Source organism: Achromobacter sp. 77 (genome assembly GCF_020541125.1).
Lineage (GTDB): Bacteria > Pseudomonadota > Gammaproteobacteria > Burkholderiales > Burkholderiaceae_B > Achromobacter > Achromobacter mucicolens.
Window position 1 is genome coordinate 3,465,719 of sequence record NZ_CP059848.1, and the last position, 15,637, is coordinate 3,481,355.

A 15,637-nucleotide genomic window follows, 5' to 3' on the forward strand; every position below is an offset into this window, starting at 1 on the left:
CTTTTTTTGGCGAGGTGCTTCAGTGGTACGCGGACACGACCGGGTGTTGACGGCGGCCGGCGTCCATATTGTGCAGGACCTCGCCGACAGCGCCGCCCAGTGCAGCCATGCGCAGCTTCAGGCGCAACCAGCGCGAGCGTGCGGTGGGACCGGACAGGGTTTCCGCCTTGATGGCCTCGCGGATCAGGGACCGCTCCAGCGCATCCGACATACGGGCATTTTTCAACGCGGTATCGCTCATGATTCTCTCCTTGAGAAAGCGCGATGTGGAACAACGTGAATCCATCTTAGATCCGCGTATGCTGCGTTGCAATAAAAACTACAAACATTTTTTTTGGCGTTGCGCAATGGGTACAAACACCACCACAACGGTGCATGGCGCACACGGTTACGCACCGAGTTTGTGCGACGCCCTAGGCCGATCGGCCGGGCAGGTGCGCCTGAATCAGCTTGTCGGCCATCGAAGCCACCCGTCCGGCGGGCCCACCCGCCCCGAAAAGCTGGCTGGATACGAACGCGCCTTCGATCAATAGCAGCAGTCCATCGGCCAGGGCTTCGGGATCTTCCGCGCCCATCCCGGCGGCCATGGCGTTCAGCCGGCGGCGCAATTCGCGTTTGTGTTCAACGGCCACGGCGCGGGCCGGATGATTGGGTTCGGGGTATTCGACCGCGGCGTTCGTCAGCCCGCATCCCCGGTAGCCGTTCTGCACCGCACGTCCTGCCATGCCGGTCAGGTAGTCGAGCAACTGGGCGCGCGGATCGCCCGGATGGGCGGCGCACGCGGCGTCAAAGCGCGCCCAGAATTCAGCGTCGTAATCGCGCAGGTACGCGGCCGCCAATTCGTCCTTCGAGGAAAAACTGCGGTACAGGCTGGGTTTCGTCACCCCAGCCTGGTTGACGATGGCGTCCACGCCCACGGCGCGGATGCCGTCGCGGTAGAACATCTCGCGCGCGGTCTTACGGATGCGGTCAGCCGCCAGGAGCGGTTTGGATGGCGTGGCGCCGGGGGCGGCGGACGCGGGGGAACTCTTGCTGGCCATACGAGGCTCCTTTTCTGCGAAACAGCGCGAGCGGCCATCTGCGAAAACAGGGTCGCCAAAAATCGCTTGACGGTGTTACTGACCGGTACGTACTATCCGCAATCCTTAATACGTACCGGTCAGTAACATGAGTATAGCCCAGCCTCCATTCCCCTTCCGCCGCGCCGGTCAGAAGTACGCGTTCGTGGTGGTTGCCGTGATTTTCCTGTCGCTGCTGGTCGCGGCCGGCCTGCGATCGTCGCCCAGTGTGCTGCTGGTGCCGCTGGAAGAAACGTTCGGATGGAGCCGAAGTTCGATCTCGTTTGCCGCCGCGCTGGGCATTTTTCTGTACGGCCTGGTTGGCCCCTTCGCAGCCGCCGCGATGGAGCGCTTTGGATTGCGGCGCGTGCTGATCACGGCGCTGATCCTGATGTCGGCCTCCAGCGCCGTCAGCGCCTACATGACCGAACCCTGGCATCTGATCATGACCTGGGGCGTGTTCTCGGGCATCAGTTCGGGCGCCGTGGCGATCGTGATGGGCGCGACCGTGGTGAACCGCTGGTTCGTCAAGCACCGCGGACTGATGATGGGCCTTCTGACCGCCAGCGCCGCCACCGGCACGCTGGTGTTCCTGCCGGTGCTGGCCGCGCTGGCCTCGTCGGGCGACTGGACGCGCGTGGTCTGGACGGTGGCCGGCGCCGCGGCCGCGCTGGTGCCGCTGGCCTGGTGGCTGGTGCCCGACCGCCCGTCCAGCGTGGGTCTCGTGCCCTTTGGCAGCGATCCGCACGCGACGCCCGCCCCCGCCGCGCCGCGCACCGGCATGGTGGCCGCCACCTTCGGCACGCTGGCGCGCGCGGCCCGCACGCGCACGTTCTGGTATTTGTTCGCCACCTTTTTCGTGTGCGGGTTCACGACCAATGGCCTGGTGGGCACGCACCTGATCGCACTTTGCGGCGACCACGGCATGCCCGAAGTGCAGGCGGCCGGCTTGCTGGCCATGATGGGCATCTTCGACCTGCTTGGGACCACGGCCTCCGGCTGGCTGACCGACCGCTACGACCCGCGCAAGCTGCTATTTGTCTACTACGCGTTGCGCGGCCTGTCCCTGATGTACCTGCCCTATTCCGATTTCTCGTTCTACAGCCTGTCGATCTTCGCGATCTTTTTTGGTCTGGACTGGATTGCCACGGTGCCGCCCACGCTGCGCCTGACGACGGAAGCCTTCGGCGAACGCGACGCCTCGATCGTCTTCGGGTGGATCGTCGCGGGCCACCAGATGGGCGCGGCTAGCGCCGCGTGGATGGCCGGCGCCCTGCGCGAAGCCCAGGGCAGCTACCTGATGGCTTTTGTGATCTCGGGCTCGACCGGCATCATCGCCGCCGTGCTGGCGCTCATGATCGGCAGAAAGCGCGTCGTGGCGCAACCTGCCTGAACTCGCTCTTGCGCTTGCAGGCAGGCGCCTGCATGCGAACGGGCCGCGGCGCGCCGCCCTGCCCTCAGGCCGCGCCGCCGGTGCGCCCGCGCAGGTTGTAGGCCTTCTTGCCGCCCACGTGTTTGCGGATGAGGGCTTCGGCGCGTTCGCCGTCGCGCGCCATCAACGCCTGCACAAAGGCCTCGTGGTCGGCCACCGCCGTCGTCCATTCGTCCAGATCGAAATTGGACTTGTAGCGCAGCGCCTGCACCTGCAGGTTCAGCCGGTCGTAGGAGTGTGACAACGCCGGGTTGTGCGCGGCGCGATTGATCGCGATGTGCGTGCCCATGCTGGCCGCAAAATACGCGCGGATGTCCCGTTTTTCATAGTTTTCAAGCATCTGCGCATGCAGCCGCGCGATCTGCGCCAGCTCCGCTTCGGACGCGCGCTCGGCGGCGCTGCGCACCGCCAGCCCTTCCAGCACCGACAGCACGTCGAAGATGTTCTCGATGTCCTCGGCGGACAGCTCGATCACCATTGCGCCGCGCTTGGGCTGCAGCGTCACCAGCCCATCCGAGGCCAACATCCGGTACGCCTCGCGCAGCGGCGTGCGCGAAATCTTCAGTTGATCGCATAGATCCCGCTCGTTAAGCCACGTGCCGGGCTTGAGCGTGCCATCGATGATGAGCTGGCGCAGCCGTTCCGCCACGACCGCCGGCAGCGTGGGATGGTGAATGGCCAAATCGGGGACGGACACATCGGCAATCAGGGGTTCAGGGTTAGCCATGGGTTGTTCATGCTCGCAACATCGACTACTTTTGTATCTGGTATACCAAACACCAACGGCATACCAACCTGACCCAATCATAGAGCAAGCAGCCCCTGGGCAGGACTCATCCACCAAAGGAGACCCTATGAACAAGCATGCTCGCGCCTGGACCGGCGTATTGATGCTGGCCGCCGGCCTCGCGGCGGCCAGCCCCGCCTCGGCGCAGGATCCGGTCAAGTGGCCGGAACGTCCCATCCGGCTGGTCGTCGGCTTCGTGCCCGGCGGCGGCACCGACGTGTCGGCCCGCATTCTTTCGGCGCGCCTGTCCACCCTGCTGGGCCAGCAGGTCGTGGTCGAGAACAAGCCAGGGGCTTCCGGCCTGATCGCGGCCGACTATGTGGTCAAGGCGGATCCGGACGGCTACACGCTGCTGCTGGCCAATATGCAGTCCACCGTGGCCGCGCCTTACGTCGTGCAGTCCAACATCGATCCCAACAGGGATTTCACGGCGGTGCGGTACATCGGGTCGGTGCCGAACGTGCTGGTCGTCAATCCGGCCAAGCACGCGTACGCCACGGTGCAGAACCTGGTGGACGACGCCCGCGCCAAGCCCAAGCAACTCTTGTACGCGTCGTCCGGCATGGGCAGTCCGCAGCATTTGAGCGCCGCGCGTTTCTCGCAGATTGCCGGGGTGCAGATGGAACACGTGCCGTACAAGGGCAGCGGCCAGGCCATGACCGACCTGCTGGGCGGCAGCGTGGACCTGAACTTCGACACGCTGCCGGGCGCGATCAACCAGATCCAGGCAGGCAAGCTGCGGCCGCTGGCGGTGACCAGCCCGCAGCGCAGCAAGCGCCTGCCCGATGTGCCGACGCTGGCGGAATCCGGCATCAAGGGCCTGGACGTCGTGCAGTGGTACGCGGTCCTAGCCCCGGCCAAGCTGCCTCATCCGATCATGGAAAAGCTTGACCGGGCGCTTGCCCAGACGCTGGCCGATCCCGAGGTCGCCGCCAAGCTCGCCGACCAGGGCATGGACCTGGGCGGCGGTCCGCAATCCCCCGCCGCCTTCGCCTCGTACGTGCGGGACGAATGGAGCAAGTACGGCAAGCTCACCGCAAGCCTGGGCCTGACGAAGCAGTAAGGCCCGCAGCAAGCCCCGCAGTAAGCCCCAACAACGGGCACGACTCACCTGGCGGGGGACGATCCCCCGCGCATGCAAAAGGAATCCCATGACCGCTACTTACACCCCGGGCTCCTCGCCCATCCTGCTGCACCGCGACGGCGACATCGCAACCGTGGTGCTGAACCGGCCGGAAAAGCTCAACGCCTTCACCATCGACGGCTGGCGCTTGCTGGGCGACACGTTTCTCGAACTGGACCGTGACGACGGCGTGCGCTGCGTGCTGCTGCGCGGCGCGGGCGAGAAGGCATTTTCGCCGGGCAACGACATCGGAGAGTTCGAGACGGCCCGCAGCAACAAGCGTCAGGCCGTGGAATACGGCGCCGTCATGCGCCGCACGATCGAGGCGATCGGCGGGTGCCGCCACCCCGTCGTGGCGCAGATCCATGGCATTTGCGTGGGCGGCGGACTGGAGATCGCCAGCCTGGCCGACGTGCGCATCTGCGGCGAGAGCTCGCGGTTCGGCGTGCCCATCAAGAACCTGGGGCTGGTGATGTCGTATTCGGAACTGGCCCCGCTGGTTCGGCTGGTCGGCCCCACCGTGGCGCTGCAGGTGCTGCTGGAAGGCAACATTTTCGACGCCGCCGAGGCCTTGCGACTGGGCGTGGTCTCGCGCGTGGTGGCCGACGACCAAGTGGCGGCCGACGCCCAGGCAACGGCCCGCCGGATCGCGGACGGCGCGCCGCTGGTGGCCCGCTGGCACAAGAAGTTCGTGCGCAACCTGGTGCAAGGCAAGGCGCTGACCGATGCCGACCGCGACGAAGCTTTCGACTGCTTCGACACCGAGGATTTCCGCGCCGGCTACCGCGCCTTCCTGGCCAAGGCCAAACCGCAATTCAGCGGCCGCTGAACGAACGATCGAGGAACACGCATGCACAACGACAACCGCGGCTCCGGCCGCCCGCCCTTTTCCGCTTCCGATGCCCCCGCCGCCGGCGCGCTGGCCGGCATGCGCGTCATCGAGCTGTCGCAGATCATGGCCGGCCCGACCTGCGGCATGATGCTCGCGGACCTGGGCGCCGATGTCATCAAGGTCGAGAAGATCGACGGCGGCGACGATTCGCGCCAATACCGCGATCCGCAGATCAATGGCATCTCCGCGCCTTTCCTGATGCTCAACCGCAACAAGCGCGCCATTGCGCTGGACCTGAAGCATCCCGACGGCAAGAAGGTGCTCTTGCGCATGATCCGCGACGCCGACGTGGTGACCGAGAACTTCCGCAAGGGCACGATGGAGAAGCTGGGCCTGGGCTACGACACGCTGCGCAAGGAGAACCCGGGTCTCATCTATTGCGCCGTCTCGGGCTATGGCACGACGGGCCCCTACGCCGACAAGGGCGGATTCGATCTTGTGGCGCAGGGCTTCTCGGGGTTGATGGCCATCACCGGTGAACCCGGCGGGCCGCCGCTGCGCACCGGCAACTCGGTGGCCGACATCAACGCCGGCCTGCTCGCGGCGTTCGGCGTGCTGGCGGCCTACCAGCACAAGCAACGCACCGGCGAAGGCCAGATCGTGGAGACCTCGTTGCTGGAGGCCAGCCTACAGCAGCTCTACTGGCATGCCGCCATCTATTTCGGCAGCGGCGTCTCGCCGGGTCCCACGGGGTCGGCGCACGTGCTGAGCGCGCCCTATCAGGCGTTTCCCACGCGCACCGACTGGATCATCATCGGCGGCGCCAACGAAAAGAACTGGCAGCGCATCGCGCAGGCGCTGGGCAAGCCCGAATGGGCCGACGACCCGCGCTTTGCGCGCAATCGCGACCGCATGCAGAACCGCGACGAACTGGTGGAGGAGATTTCCGCCATCCTGAAAACCCGCGACGCGCAGGAATGGCTGGACATCTTCGATGCGGCCGGCGTGCCCGCCGGTCCGGTGCACTCGATCGCGCAGGCGTTGTCGCACCCGCAGACGCTGGCGCGTGAAATGGTGGTGGAACAGGAGCATCCCGTGGCGGGCAAGGTCCGCACCGTGGGCATGCCCGTGAAACTGTCCGCCACGCCTGCCCGGTATCATCGCGCCGCACCGCGGCTGGGCGAGGATTCCATCGCGATCCTCGGCGAATTCGGCTATGACCGGCAAGAGATCGACGCGCTGATCGACGCTGGCGTGGTTGCGGCCGTGGACCGCGAGCCGGTGCAGGCCTGAGGCTGAATAAACGCAAGGCGGGAGACCGCCTTGCGTCAGGTTTTGCTTACTCCACTTCGCCCAGGTACGCCGCGCGCACCTTGGGATCGTGCAGCATGTCGCGCGCAGGACCCGACAGGGTGATCTCGCCCGACTCCATCACGTAGCCGCGATGGCTGTTCTCCAGGGCCAGGCGCGCGTTCTGCTCGATGAGCAGAATCGTCACGCCTTCGCTGGCAATGGTGCGCACCACGTCGAACACCTTTTCCACCATCAGCGGCGCAAGCCCCATCGACGGCTCGTCCAGCAGCAGCAGCTTGGGGCGCGCGATCATCGCGCGGCCCATCGCCACCATCTGCTGCTCGCCGCCCGACAGCGTGCCGGCGGCCTGCTTGCGGCGTTCGGCCAGGCGCGGGAACAAGGTGAAGACGCGGTCCGTGTCCTGGCGGATCTGCGCGGCGTCGCGGCGGATGTACCCGCCCATCGCCAGGTTTTCCTCGATGGTGAGCTGCCCGAAGATGCCGCGGCCCTCGGGCACCATCACCAAGCCTTTGCGGACCAGTTCGTGCGACTTCTGTCCGCCGATGGATTGGCCGGCATAGACGACCTCGCCGCCGGCCAGCGGCACCAGACCGCAGATGGCGCGCAGCGTCGTGCTCTTGCCCGCGCCGTTGGCGCCGATCAGGCAGACGAGCTCACCGTCGTCGACGCGCAGGTCGATGCCGCGCACCGCGCGAATGCCGCCGTAGGACACTTGCAGGCCCCGCAGCTCGAGCAGGGGTTGGGATGCCGTCATGTTGCCTGGCCCTCGTTGTGGATGAGCGGATCCTGCGCAGCCCCGGCGCCCAGATACGCTTCAATGACCTTGGGATCGCGCTGCACCTGGGCAGGCTTGCCCATCGCCAGCACCTTCCCGTATTCCAGCACCAGCACGCGATCGCACAGGCCCATGACGAGCTTCATGTCGTGTTCGATCAGCAGCACGGTGACCCCGTCGGCGCGGATCTTTTCCACCAGCTTGCGCAGCACGACCGTTTCCGAGGCGTTCATGCCGGCGGCGGGTTCGTCCAGCGCCAGCAGCTTCGGATCCGTTGCGAGCGCGCGGGCGATCTCCAGACGCCGCTGGTCGCCGTAAGGCAGCGACCGCGCGACGTCGTTGGCGCGATGGCCGATGCCCACGTAGTCCAGCAGTTCCTGCGCGCGCGCCTCGATGGCGGCTTCTTCGGCACGCGTCGCGCGGGTGCGCAGCACGGCACCCAGCACACCCGCGCGGGTGCGCATGTGGCGGCCGATCATCACGTTCTCGATCGCGCTCAGGTTCGCAAAAAGGCGGATGTTCTGGAAGGTGCGCGCCAGGCCTGCATACGCGACCTCGTGCGGCTTCTTGCCCGACATGGATTCGCCGTTGAACGTGCAGGTGCCTTCCTCGGGTATGTAGAGGCCGGTCAGCACGTTGAACAGCGTCGTCTTGCCCGCGCCGTTCGGGCCGATCAGGCCATAGATCTCGCCTTGTTCGATGTCGAAACTGACGCCCGACAGGGCCTGCAGCCCGCCGAAGCGCTTGCCCAGTCCCTGGGCTTGCAGCAGTTTGCTCATGCCGCGCCTCCTTGCGTCTTGGTGGCAAGTTCGCGCTTGCGCACTGCCGACGGCCACAGGCCGGCCGGACGGAACAGCATCACGCACACCATCGCCAAGCCGAACAGCAGCATGCGGATGCCTTCCGGATCCAGCACCACGGCGCCGAACAGCATGTGCTGGACGGGTTCCACGACGGCGCGCAGGAATTCCGGCAACGCGGCCAGGATCAGCGCGCCCAGGATGACGCCCGGAATGTGGCCCATGCCGCCAAGCACCACCATGCACAGGATCGAAATGGACTCCATGAGCGAGAAGCTCTCGGGGCTGACGAAACCCTGCATCGACGCGAAGAGCGCGCCCGCGACGCCGCCGAACGATGCGCCCATCGCAAAGGCCAGCAGCTTGATGTTGCGGGTGTTGATGCCCATCGCCTTGGCGGCGATTTCGTCTTCGCGGATGGCTTCCCACGCGCGGCCGATGCGCGAGTTCTGCAAACGCACGCACACCAGGATGATGATCAGTGTCAGCGCCAGCAGCAGGTAGTAGTACTTTTCCGGCCCCGTGAACCGGATGCCCATCAGGTTCTGCGTTCGGCCAAAGACAAACTCGCCCACCTTGAAGGTGTCGATGCGGTTGATGCCTTGCGGCCCGTTCGTGATGTTGATCGGCGCGTTCAGGTTGTTCAGGAAGATGCGGATGATCTCGCCAAACCCGAGCGTCACGATGGCCAGATAATCCCCCCGCAACTTCAATGTCGGCGCGCCCAGCAGCACCCCGAACAGGCACGCGACCGCCAGCGCGATCGGCAGGATCGCCCAGAACGGCAGGTGCAGCCCGAAATGCGGCGAGGCAAGCAGCGCCCACGTGTAGGCCCCCACCGCGTAGAACGCGATATAGCCCAGGTCCAGGAGACCCGCGAAGCCCACCACGATGTTCAGGCCCAGCGACAGCATCACGTACAGCAACGCGAAGTTCAGGATGCGGACCCAGCTCTGGCCGGCCATGCCGATGACGAACGGCAGCACGGCCAGGACGACGCCGATCAGGGCGATGCCGATCAGGTTGCGGGTGGAGAACCCGCTTTTCTTCAGATGGGCGTTCATGCGCGATCCCCCACCCGTTCACCCAGGAGACCCGAGGGACGGAAGATCAGCACCAGCACCAGCACGAAGAACGCGAACACGTCCTGATAATGGCTGCCCAAAAAGCCGCCGGTCAGGTCGCCGATGTAGCCCGCGCCCAGCGATTCGATGATGCCCAGCAGCAAGCCGCCGGCCATGGCGCCGACCAGGTTGCCGATCCCGCCCAGCACGGCGGCGGTGAACGCCTTCAGGCCCAGCATGAAGCCCATCGTGTATTGCGACACGCCGTAATACGTGGCGACCATCATGCCGGCCACGGCAGCAAGCGCCGACCCGATCAGGAAGGCTGCCGAAATCACCGTATTGATGTTCACGCCCATCAGGCCCGCGACCTCGCGGTTCTGCGCGGTGGCGCGCATTGCGGTGCCCAGCCGGGTCTTGTGCACGACGGCCAGCAAGCCGCCCATGATGAGCGCCGCGATCACCACGATGGCGATCTGCAGCGTGCTCATGCGCGCGCCGGCAAACTCGAACACCTGCGGCGACAGCACTTGCGGGAAGTTCAGGTAGTTGCGGCCCCAGCCCATCATCGCCACGTTCTGCAGGATGATGGACACGCCGATGGCCGTGATAAGGGCCGCCAGGCGGGGCGCGCGGCGCAGCGGCCGATAGGCCACGCGTTCGGCCGTCCAGCCCACCGCCATGCACAGGGGCACCGAGACCAGCAGGCCCACGCCCAGGACCACAAAGGCCGAGACGCCGGGATCGCCGCCCACCAGCGAAATGGCGATCGTGGTGGCCGCCATCGCGCCGATCATGACGACATCGCCATGCGCGAAGTTGATCAGCCCGATGATGCCGTACACCATGGTGTAGCCAAGGGCGACCAGGGCGTACACGCTGCCGAGCGTGACGCCGTTAATCAGTTGTTGAATGAAGATATCCATAGGGGCCGCTGAATAAGCCTGGAAGAATCGCGCGGGGCGGCCAGGGCGCAAAGGCCTGGCCGCGCGTCGCGCGCCGCAGCGCCGGACGGCGCGAGCGGAAAAAAGCGGGCGGATCGTGGCGCGTGGCCTGCGCCGCCCTGGTTTCGAGCCGGCTTAGTTGGCCTGGCTGACCATCGTTTCGACCATCTCCCACTTGCCGTTCTTGACTTCGTAGATGGTGACCGAGATTTCCTTCAGATCGCCCTTGTCGTCGTAGGAAATGTGCTCGCTCGTCGCGCCCTTGCGGTTCAGCTTGGCCAGCTTGGGCAGATACTTTTCGGGTTCGGCGGAACCGGCCTGTTCGATGGCCGTGATCATGTTCCAGGCGCCGTCGTAGGCGTACGGCGCGTACACGCCGGGGGCCTTCTTGAAGCGGGCCTGGTAACGCTGCTCGAAGTCCTTGCCCGCGGCCATCTTGTCCAGCGGCACGCCGGCCAGCGAGGCGTAGGTGCCGTCGGCGGCGTCGCCCGCCAGCTTGATGAACGTGTCGCTGCGCGTCATTTCGCCGGACACCAGCGGCGCCTTCAGGCCCAGCGTGGCGAGCTGGCGCTTCATGGGGCCGGACTGCGCGTCCAGGCCGCCGTAGAAGATGGCGTCAGGCGCGGAGCCCTTGATGTTGGTGAGGATGGCCGTGAAGTCGTTGGCCTTGTCGGTGGTGTACTCGCGGCGCACGACCTGGCCGCCGGCGGCCTTGACGGCTTTCTCGACCTCGTCGGCCAGACCTTGGCCGTAGGCGGTGCGGTCATCGATGATCGCGACCTTCTTGGCCTTCAGGTTTTGCACGATGAACTTGCCGACCGCGGCGCCCTGCTGGGTGTCGCTGGTCATCATGCGGAACGTGGTTTCGTAGCCCTGCTTGGTGTATTCGGGCGAGGTCGCCATGGCGATCTGCGGCAGGCCTGCCTCATGGTAGACGCGCGATGCCGGAATGGTGGTGCCCGAGTTGAAGTGTCCCAGGATGCCCACGACGTCCTGGTCGACGAGCTGCTGGGCCACCTGCACGCCCACGCGCGGGTCAGCCTGGTCATCGCGCGAAACCAGCACGAACTTGGCCGTCTCGCCGTCAACCTTGATGCCCTTCTTGTTGGCTTCTTCGAGCGCCAGGTTCAGACCGTTCTGCATGTCCTCGCCGTAGTGCGATTGCGGACCGGTCAGCGGGGCGGCAAAGCCGAACTTGATGTCGGCGGCCTGCGCGGCGGCGGTCATGCCGGCAGCGGCGATGCTGGCGGCGAGGAGCTTCAAAGTGGTGCGCAACTTCATGGGGAATCCTCCGAGGTATCGGACTAAGGCCTTGTTATACCTGAGCTTTTAGCCAGGCTTTTGGTTTTTTACTACCGCGGGCCCAGTGATCTCCGGGTCCCGCGCATGCATTTTCTGCAGAGTCTGAATGCCGGATTGCGGCAGCCAGACCAGAGGTGCGACCGGATTTTCGTTCCAGTGCAACCTAGCCCGATATTGGAGATAACCCTTGGATGCCCAAGGGTTACCCCTGGTGACGATTAACCGATCGTCATGAGGCTAGCGTTGCCGCCTGCCGCCGCCGTGTTGACGCTGACGGAACGCTCGGTCAAGAGGCGCTCCGGCACGTAGCTGGCGCCGGCCGCCAGCGCGTCGGACGTGAGTCCGTGCACCGCCAGAATGGCGCCCGGGCGCCGCGCGATGCGCTGATTCAGCGCCTTGAGCGCATCGCCATCGCCTTCGAACAGCACCGCCTGGTAGTCGGCGTCGTCGACGTCGGTATCGGCCAGAATGCCCGCCTGGCCCTGCTGTTCGGCGTCCAGCGTCGCCAGCAGCGCCTGTGCGGCCGGCGTGTCGGCAAACCAGGCGTGGTTGCCGGTCAGGCGCGCCACGGACCACTGCGCACGCGCGCCCGCCTCGGTGGCGGCCACGCAGTACACGGCGCCGCGCGGCTCGACCATGTAGGTATTGGTCTCGCCGGTCGGGCCCGGCAAGGCGATGCGCTGCGGCAGCGGCGCCGCGGCGTCCAGTGCCGGCGGCAGACCGGCGGGGCGCGTGCCGAGCAGGCGGTACATGTACAGCGGACCGCCCGCCTTCGGACCCGTGCCCGACAGGGCTTCGCCGCCGAACGGCTGCACGCCCACCACGGCGCCCACGATATTGCGGTTGACGTAGACGTTGCCGGCGTGAACCTGGCCCGTCACGTGCGCGATGGTTTCATCGATGCGGGTGTGCACGCCGAACGTCAGCCCGTACCCCGTGCCGTTGATCGCATCGAGCAGCGCGTCCAGTTCGTCGCGCTTGTAGCGGACCACGTGCAGGACCGGCCCGAAGACTTCGCGGGTCAGCTCGCTGACGTTGTCGATTTCGATGATGGTCGGCGGCACGAACGTGCCATGGCGGCATTCGCCGTTCAGCTCGACCTGGTCGATACGATGACCGGCCGTGCGCATGGCTTCGATGTGACGCTGGATGCCGTTGCGCGCCTCGGTATCGATGACGGGACCGACATCGACGGACAGGCGGTCGGGGTTGCCGACGGCGAGTTCGCGCATCGCGCCGCGCAGCATGGTCAGCACGTGGTCCGCGTTGTCTTCCTGCACACACAGCACGCGCAGCGCCGAGCAGCGCTGACCCGCCGAATCGAACGCGGAACTGAGCACATCGAACACCACCTGCTCGGACAGCGCCGACGAATCCACCACCATGGCGTTCTGGCCGCCGGTTTCGGCGATGAGGGGGATGGTGTGTCCGTTATCGTCCAGGCGATCGGCCAGCGTGCGGGCAATGATGCGCGCCACGTCGGTGGAACCGGTGAACATCACGCCGCGCACGCCAGGGTTGGCCACTAGTTGCGCGCCCACGGTCTCGCCGCGGCCCGGCAACAACTGCACGGCGCCAGCGGGAACGCCGGCCGCGCGCAGGATGGCCACGGCTTGCGCGGCGATCAGCGGCGTCTGCTCGGCCGGCTTGGCCAGCACGGTATTGCCCGCCGCAAGCGCTGCCGCTACCTGGCCGGTAAAGATTGCCAGCGGGAAATTCCACGGGCTGATGCACAGCACGGTGCCCAGCGGACGGTGCGTATCGTTGCTGAATTCCTGCTCGGCCTGATCGGCGTAGTAACGCAGGAAATCGACGGCCTCGCGCACTTCGGCGATGGCGTTGGGCAGCGATTTGCCGGCTTCGCGCACGATCAGGCCCAACAGGGTCTGCATCTGCTCTTCCAGCAATTGCGCCGCGCGGCGCAGGCATTGGGCGCGCTCGGCCACGGGCGTGGACTGCCAGATCGGCGCGGCGTTGGCGGCCGCGCGCAGGGCGACTTCAGCGTCGGCCGAATCGGCCTCGATGACATGACCCACGACGTCGCGCAGGTTGGCGGGGTTTCGCACCTCGATGGCCTTGGCGGCATCCCAGTGTTCGCCGCCTTCGCCCAGCATGGGACCGGCGCGCCACGGCGTGCCGGCGCTGGCCAAGAGCGCCGCCGACAGCGAGCCCAGGCGGTGTTCGTTGCTCAGATCCAGACCCGCCGAATTGGCGCGGGCGCCGTCTTGGGGATTGCCGTAGAGCTCGCGCGGCAGCGGGATCTTCTCGTGCGGCGCGCCCAGCGGCGTGATGCGCGAAGCGGCTTCCACCGGATCGGCAACCAGCGTCTCGACGGCAATGGAATCATCGCCAATCAGGTTCACGAACGACGTGTTGGCGCCGTTCTCCAGCAGGCGGCGCACCAGGTACGCCAGCAGCGTTTCGTGCGTGCCGACCGGCGCGTAGATCCGGCAGGGACGATTGAGCTTGCCCTGCGCCAGTGGGCCCACGACTTCTTCGTACAGCGGTTCGCCCATGCCGTGCAGGCACTGGAACTCGTACTGGCCGGGGTAGTAGTTCTGGCCGGCAAGCTGATAGATCGCCGCCAGCGTGTACGCATTGTGCGTGGCGAACTGCGGGTACACGGCTTCGGGCGCGGCCAGCAGCTTGCGGGCGCAGGCAATGTAGGCGACGTCCGTGTACAGCTTGCGGGTGTAGACCGGATAGCCTTCCAGGCCATCGACCTGCGCGCGCTTGATTTCGCTATCCCAATAGGCGCCCTTCACCAGGCGCACCATCACGCGGTGACGGCTGCGGCGGGCCAGGTCGATCACATAATCGATGACGAACGGCGCACGCTTCTGATAGGCCTGGATGACGAAGCCGATGCCGCTCCAGCCTTCGAGTTCGGGCGTGAAGCAAAGCGCTTCCAGCAGATCCAGCGAGATTTCCAGACGGTCGGCTTCTTCGGCGTCGATGTTCAGGCCGATGTCGTAGCTGCGCGCCAGGATGGTCAGCGCCTTCACGCGCGGCAGCAGCTCGGCCATGACGCGCTCGCGCTGGGCGCGCGAATAACGCGGGTGCAGCGCGGACAGCTTGATGGAGATGCCGGGGCCTTCGTAGATGCCGCGTCCCGCGGCGGCCTTGCCGATGGCGTGAATGGCTTGCTCATACGATGCGTAGTAGCGCTCGGCGTCTTCGGCCGTGGTGGCCGCTTCGCCCAGCATGTCGTATGAATAGCGGAAGCCGCGCGATTCCATCTTGCGGTTGTTGGCCAGCGCCTCGGAGATCGTCTGGCCCGACACGAACTGTTCGCCCATCATGCGCATGGCCATGTTCACGCCCTTGCGCACCAGCGGCTCGCCGCCCTTGCCGATCAGACGCGTCAGCGCCTTGGACAGCGACTGCTCGCTGCTCACGGCCACCAGCTTGCCGGTGATCATCAGGCCCCACGTGGCGGCATTGACGAACAGCGACTGCGAGCCGCCCATGTGCGACTTCCAGTCGCCGCGGGCCACCTTGTCGCGAATCAGCGCATCGCGCGTGGCGCGGTCGGGAATGCGCAGCAGCGCTTCGGCCAGGCACATCAGCGCCACGCCTTCCTGGCTGGACAGCGAGAATTCCTGGATCAGGCCTTCCACCCCGCCGCCGGTGCGCTTGCCGCGCAGCTTCTTGACCAGGCCGGCTGCCATCGCATGCACCTTTTCCAGGTTGGGCACGCGGGCCTGGCCCAGCAGCAGCGGCACGCACTCGGGCTCGGGCCGGCGGTAGGCCGCTGTGATGGCGGCGCGCAGCACGGATTGCGGTTGCACGTCCTGGCCGAATTCGTAGAACGGCGGCGTCGGCGCGGAATGGGTGTCGGCCGCGTCGTCCTCGCCAGCCGCGTCGGCGCTCAGGTGCGACATCTCGGCGGGCAGATGGCCGCGCTCGATCTTGTCCAGATAGGAAAGGATCGCCTGCTTGTGCAGCCAGTGAGGCGTGCAGTTGAGCTTGTGGGCGGCGGCTTTCAGGCGGTCGCGGAGTGCGTCATCGACTTTGACGCCGAGGGTCGTGCTGGCCATAAGAGATTGCTTCCTGTCGCATGGCAAAGGTGTAACTGGGCCCGATCGGAACCCAGTAGGGGTAGGACCGTATGCTAGACAGGTTGCAACCGCGTTTGTATTAAGGTTAACCCTAGGTTAAACCCTAGTTAACCGATTGAGATCGCGGAGGTTATCCGGATCTGCG

Annotated in this window: 13 protein-coding genes; 4 read left to right on the forward strand and 9 right to left on the reverse strand. The window is 66.1% G+C overall.

Annotated features, from left to right (window positions below; genetic code table 11):
- Positions 1-19: 19 nt before the first annotated feature.
- Together H4P35_RS16010 and H4P35_RS16015 are read right to left on the reverse strand one after the other, a co-directional pair.
- Positions 20-241: a hypothetical protein gene (locus H4P35_RS16010; protein ID WP_056324328.1), complete on the reverse strand. Its 222-nt coding sequence runs from the start codon at positions 239-241 to the stop codon at positions 20-22.
- Between the two features lie 172 nt (positions 242-413).
- Positions 414-1,040, reverse strand: a complete 627-nt coding sequence (locus tag H4P35_RS16015) for a TetR/AcrR family transcriptional regulator (protein ID WP_063955460.1) — start codon at positions 1,038-1,040, stop codon at positions 414-416.
- 127 nt (positions 1,041-1,167) lie between these two features.
- On the opposite strand from H4P35_RS16015, the gene H4P35_RS16020 reads away from it, so the two are divergent.
- Positions 1,168-2,451 carry an MFS transporter gene (locus H4P35_RS16020; protein WP_056324322.1) on the forward strand — a complete coding sequence of 428 codons (1,284 nt, stop codon included), beginning with the start codon at positions 1,168-1,170 and terminating at the stop codon, positions 2,449-2,451.
- A gap of 64 nt (positions 2,452-2,515) precedes the next feature.
- Here H4P35_RS16020 and H4P35_RS16025 read toward each other — a convergent pair whose 3' ends face one another.
- Positions 2,516-3,217, reverse strand: coding sequence for a GntR family transcriptional regulator (locus H4P35_RS16025; RefSeq protein ID WP_226846214.1), 702 nt, complete (start codon positions 3,215-3,217; stop codon positions 2,516-2,518).
- Between the two features lie 127 nt (positions 3,218-3,344).
- Between H4P35_RS16025 and H4P35_RS16030 the strand changes: the two genes are divergently transcribed.
- From H4P35_RS16030 to H4P35_RS16040, 3 genes are all read left to right on the forward strand, one after another.
- Positions 3,345-4,340, forward strand: coding sequence for a tripartite tricarboxylate transporter substrate binding protein (locus H4P35_RS16030; RefSeq protein WP_226846215.1), 996 nt, complete (start codon positions 3,345-3,347; stop codon positions 4,338-4,340).
- An 88-nt stretch (positions 4,341-4,428) separates the two neighbouring features.
- On the forward strand, positions 4,429-5,229 hold the full coding sequence (locus H4P35_RS16035) for an enoyl-CoA hydratase/isomerase family protein (RefSeq protein ID WP_226846216.1): 801 nt from the start codon (positions 4,429-4,431) through the stop codon (positions 5,227-5,229).
- Between the two features lie 21 nt (positions 5,230-5,250).
- Complete coding sequence (locus tag H4P35_RS16040) at positions 5,251-6,525, forward strand: CaiB/BaiF CoA-transferase family protein (protein WP_226846217.1); 1,275 nt, start codon at positions 5,251-5,253, stop codon at positions 6,523-6,525.
- A gap of 46 nt (positions 6,526-6,571) precedes the next feature.
- Here H4P35_RS16040 and H4P35_RS16045 read toward each other — a convergent pair whose 3' ends face one another.
- From H4P35_RS16045 to putA, 6 genes are all read right to left on the reverse strand, one after another.
- Positions 6,572-7,300: an ABC transporter ATP-binding protein gene (locus tag H4P35_RS16045; protein ID WP_056324308.1), complete on the reverse strand. Its 729-nt coding sequence runs from the start codon at positions 7,298-7,300 to the stop codon at positions 6,572-6,574.
- Complete coding sequence (locus tag H4P35_RS16050) at positions 7,297-8,100, reverse strand: ABC transporter ATP-binding protein (RefSeq protein ID WP_056324304.1); 804 nt, start codon at positions 8,098-8,100, stop codon at positions 7,297-7,299. Before H4P35_RS16050 ends, H4P35_RS16045 begins: the two co-directional genes overlap by 4 nt.
- The gene (locus tag H4P35_RS16055; RefSeq protein WP_152384799.1) at positions 8,097-9,185 is read right to left on the reverse strand and encodes an ABC transporter ATP-binding protein; all 1,089 of its coding nucleotides are present in this window, start codon (positions 9,183-9,185) and stop codon (positions 8,097-8,099) included. The genes H4P35_RS16050 and H4P35_RS16055 overlap by 4 nt, the downstream gene beginning before the upstream one ends.
- Entirely contained in the window at positions 9,182-10,111 is a 930-nt protein-coding gene (locus tag H4P35_RS16060; protein WP_056324299.1) for a branched-chain amino acid ABC transporter permease, read from the reverse strand. Before H4P35_RS16060 ends, H4P35_RS16055 begins: the two co-directional genes overlap by 4 nt.
- A gap of 153 nt (positions 10,112-10,264) precedes the next feature.
- Positions 10,265-11,410: a branched-chain amino acid ABC transporter substrate-binding protein gene (locus H4P35_RS16065; protein ID WP_056324296.1), complete on the reverse strand. Its 1,146-nt coding sequence runs from the start codon at positions 11,408-11,410 to the stop codon at positions 10,265-10,267.
- 239 nt (positions 11,411-11,649) lie between these two features.
- The gene (gene putA / locus H4P35_RS16070; RefSeq protein ID WP_152384800.1) at positions 11,650-15,471 is read right to left on the reverse strand and encodes a trifunctional transcriptional regulator/proline dehydrogenase/L-glutamate gamma-semialdehyde dehydrogenase; all 3,822 of its coding nucleotides are present in this window, start codon (positions 15,469-15,471) and stop codon (positions 11,650-11,652) included.
- Between the last annotated feature and the right edge of the window lie 166 nt (positions 15,472-15,637).

Excerpts from the sequence above, each read along its gene's own strand:
- H4P35_RS16010 (WP_056324328.1), bottom strand. The coding sequence starts at position 241 with ATGAGCGATACCGCGTTGAAAAATGCCCGTATGTCGGATGCGCTGGAG.
- H4P35_RS16015 (WP_063955460.1), bottom strand. The coding sequence starts at position 1,040 with ATGGCCAGCAAGAGTTCCCCCGCGTCCGCCGCCCCCGGCGCCACGCCA.
- H4P35_RS16020 (WP_056324322.1), top strand. The coding sequence starts at position 1,168 with ATGAGTATAGCCCAGCCTCCATTCCCCTTCCGCCGCGCCGGTCAGAAG.
- H4P35_RS16025 (WP_226846214.1), bottom strand. The coding sequence starts at position 3,217 with ATGGCTAACCCTGAACCCCTGATTGCCGATGTGTCCGTCCCCGATTTG.
- H4P35_RS16030 (WP_226846215.1), top strand. The coding sequence starts at position 3,345 with ATGAACAAGCATGCTCGCGCCTGGACCGGCGTATTGATGCTGGCCGCC.
- H4P35_RS16035 (WP_226846216.1), top strand. The coding sequence starts at position 4,429 with ATGACCGCTACTTACACCCCGGGCTCCTCGCCCATCCTGCTGCACCGC.
- H4P35_RS16040 (WP_226846217.1), top strand. The coding sequence starts at position 5,251 with ATGCACAACGACAACCGCGGCTCCGGCCGCCCGCCCTTTTCCGCTTCC.
- H4P35_RS16045 (WP_056324308.1), bottom strand. The coding sequence starts at position 7,300 with ATGACGGCATCCCAACCCCTGCTCGAGCTGCGGGGCCTGCAAGTGTCC.
- H4P35_RS16050 (WP_056324304.1), bottom strand. The coding sequence starts at position 8,100 with ATGAGCAAACTGCTGCAAGCCCAGGGACTGGGCAAGCGCTTCGGCGGG.
- H4P35_RS16055 (WP_152384799.1), bottom strand. The coding sequence starts at position 9,185 with ATGAACGCCCATCTGAAGAAAAGCGGGTTCTCCACCCGCAACCTGATC.
- H4P35_RS16060 (WP_056324299.1), bottom strand. The coding sequence starts at position 10,111 with ATGGATATCTTCATTCAACAACTGATTAACGGCGTCACGCTCGGCAGC.
- H4P35_RS16065 (WP_056324296.1), bottom strand. The coding sequence starts at position 11,410 with ATGAAGTTGCGCACCACTTTGAAGCTCCTCGCCGCCAGCATCGCCGCT.
- putA (WP_152384800.1), bottom strand. The coding sequence starts at position 15,471 with ATGGCCAGCACGACCCTCGGCGTCAAAGTCGATGACGCACTCCGCGAC.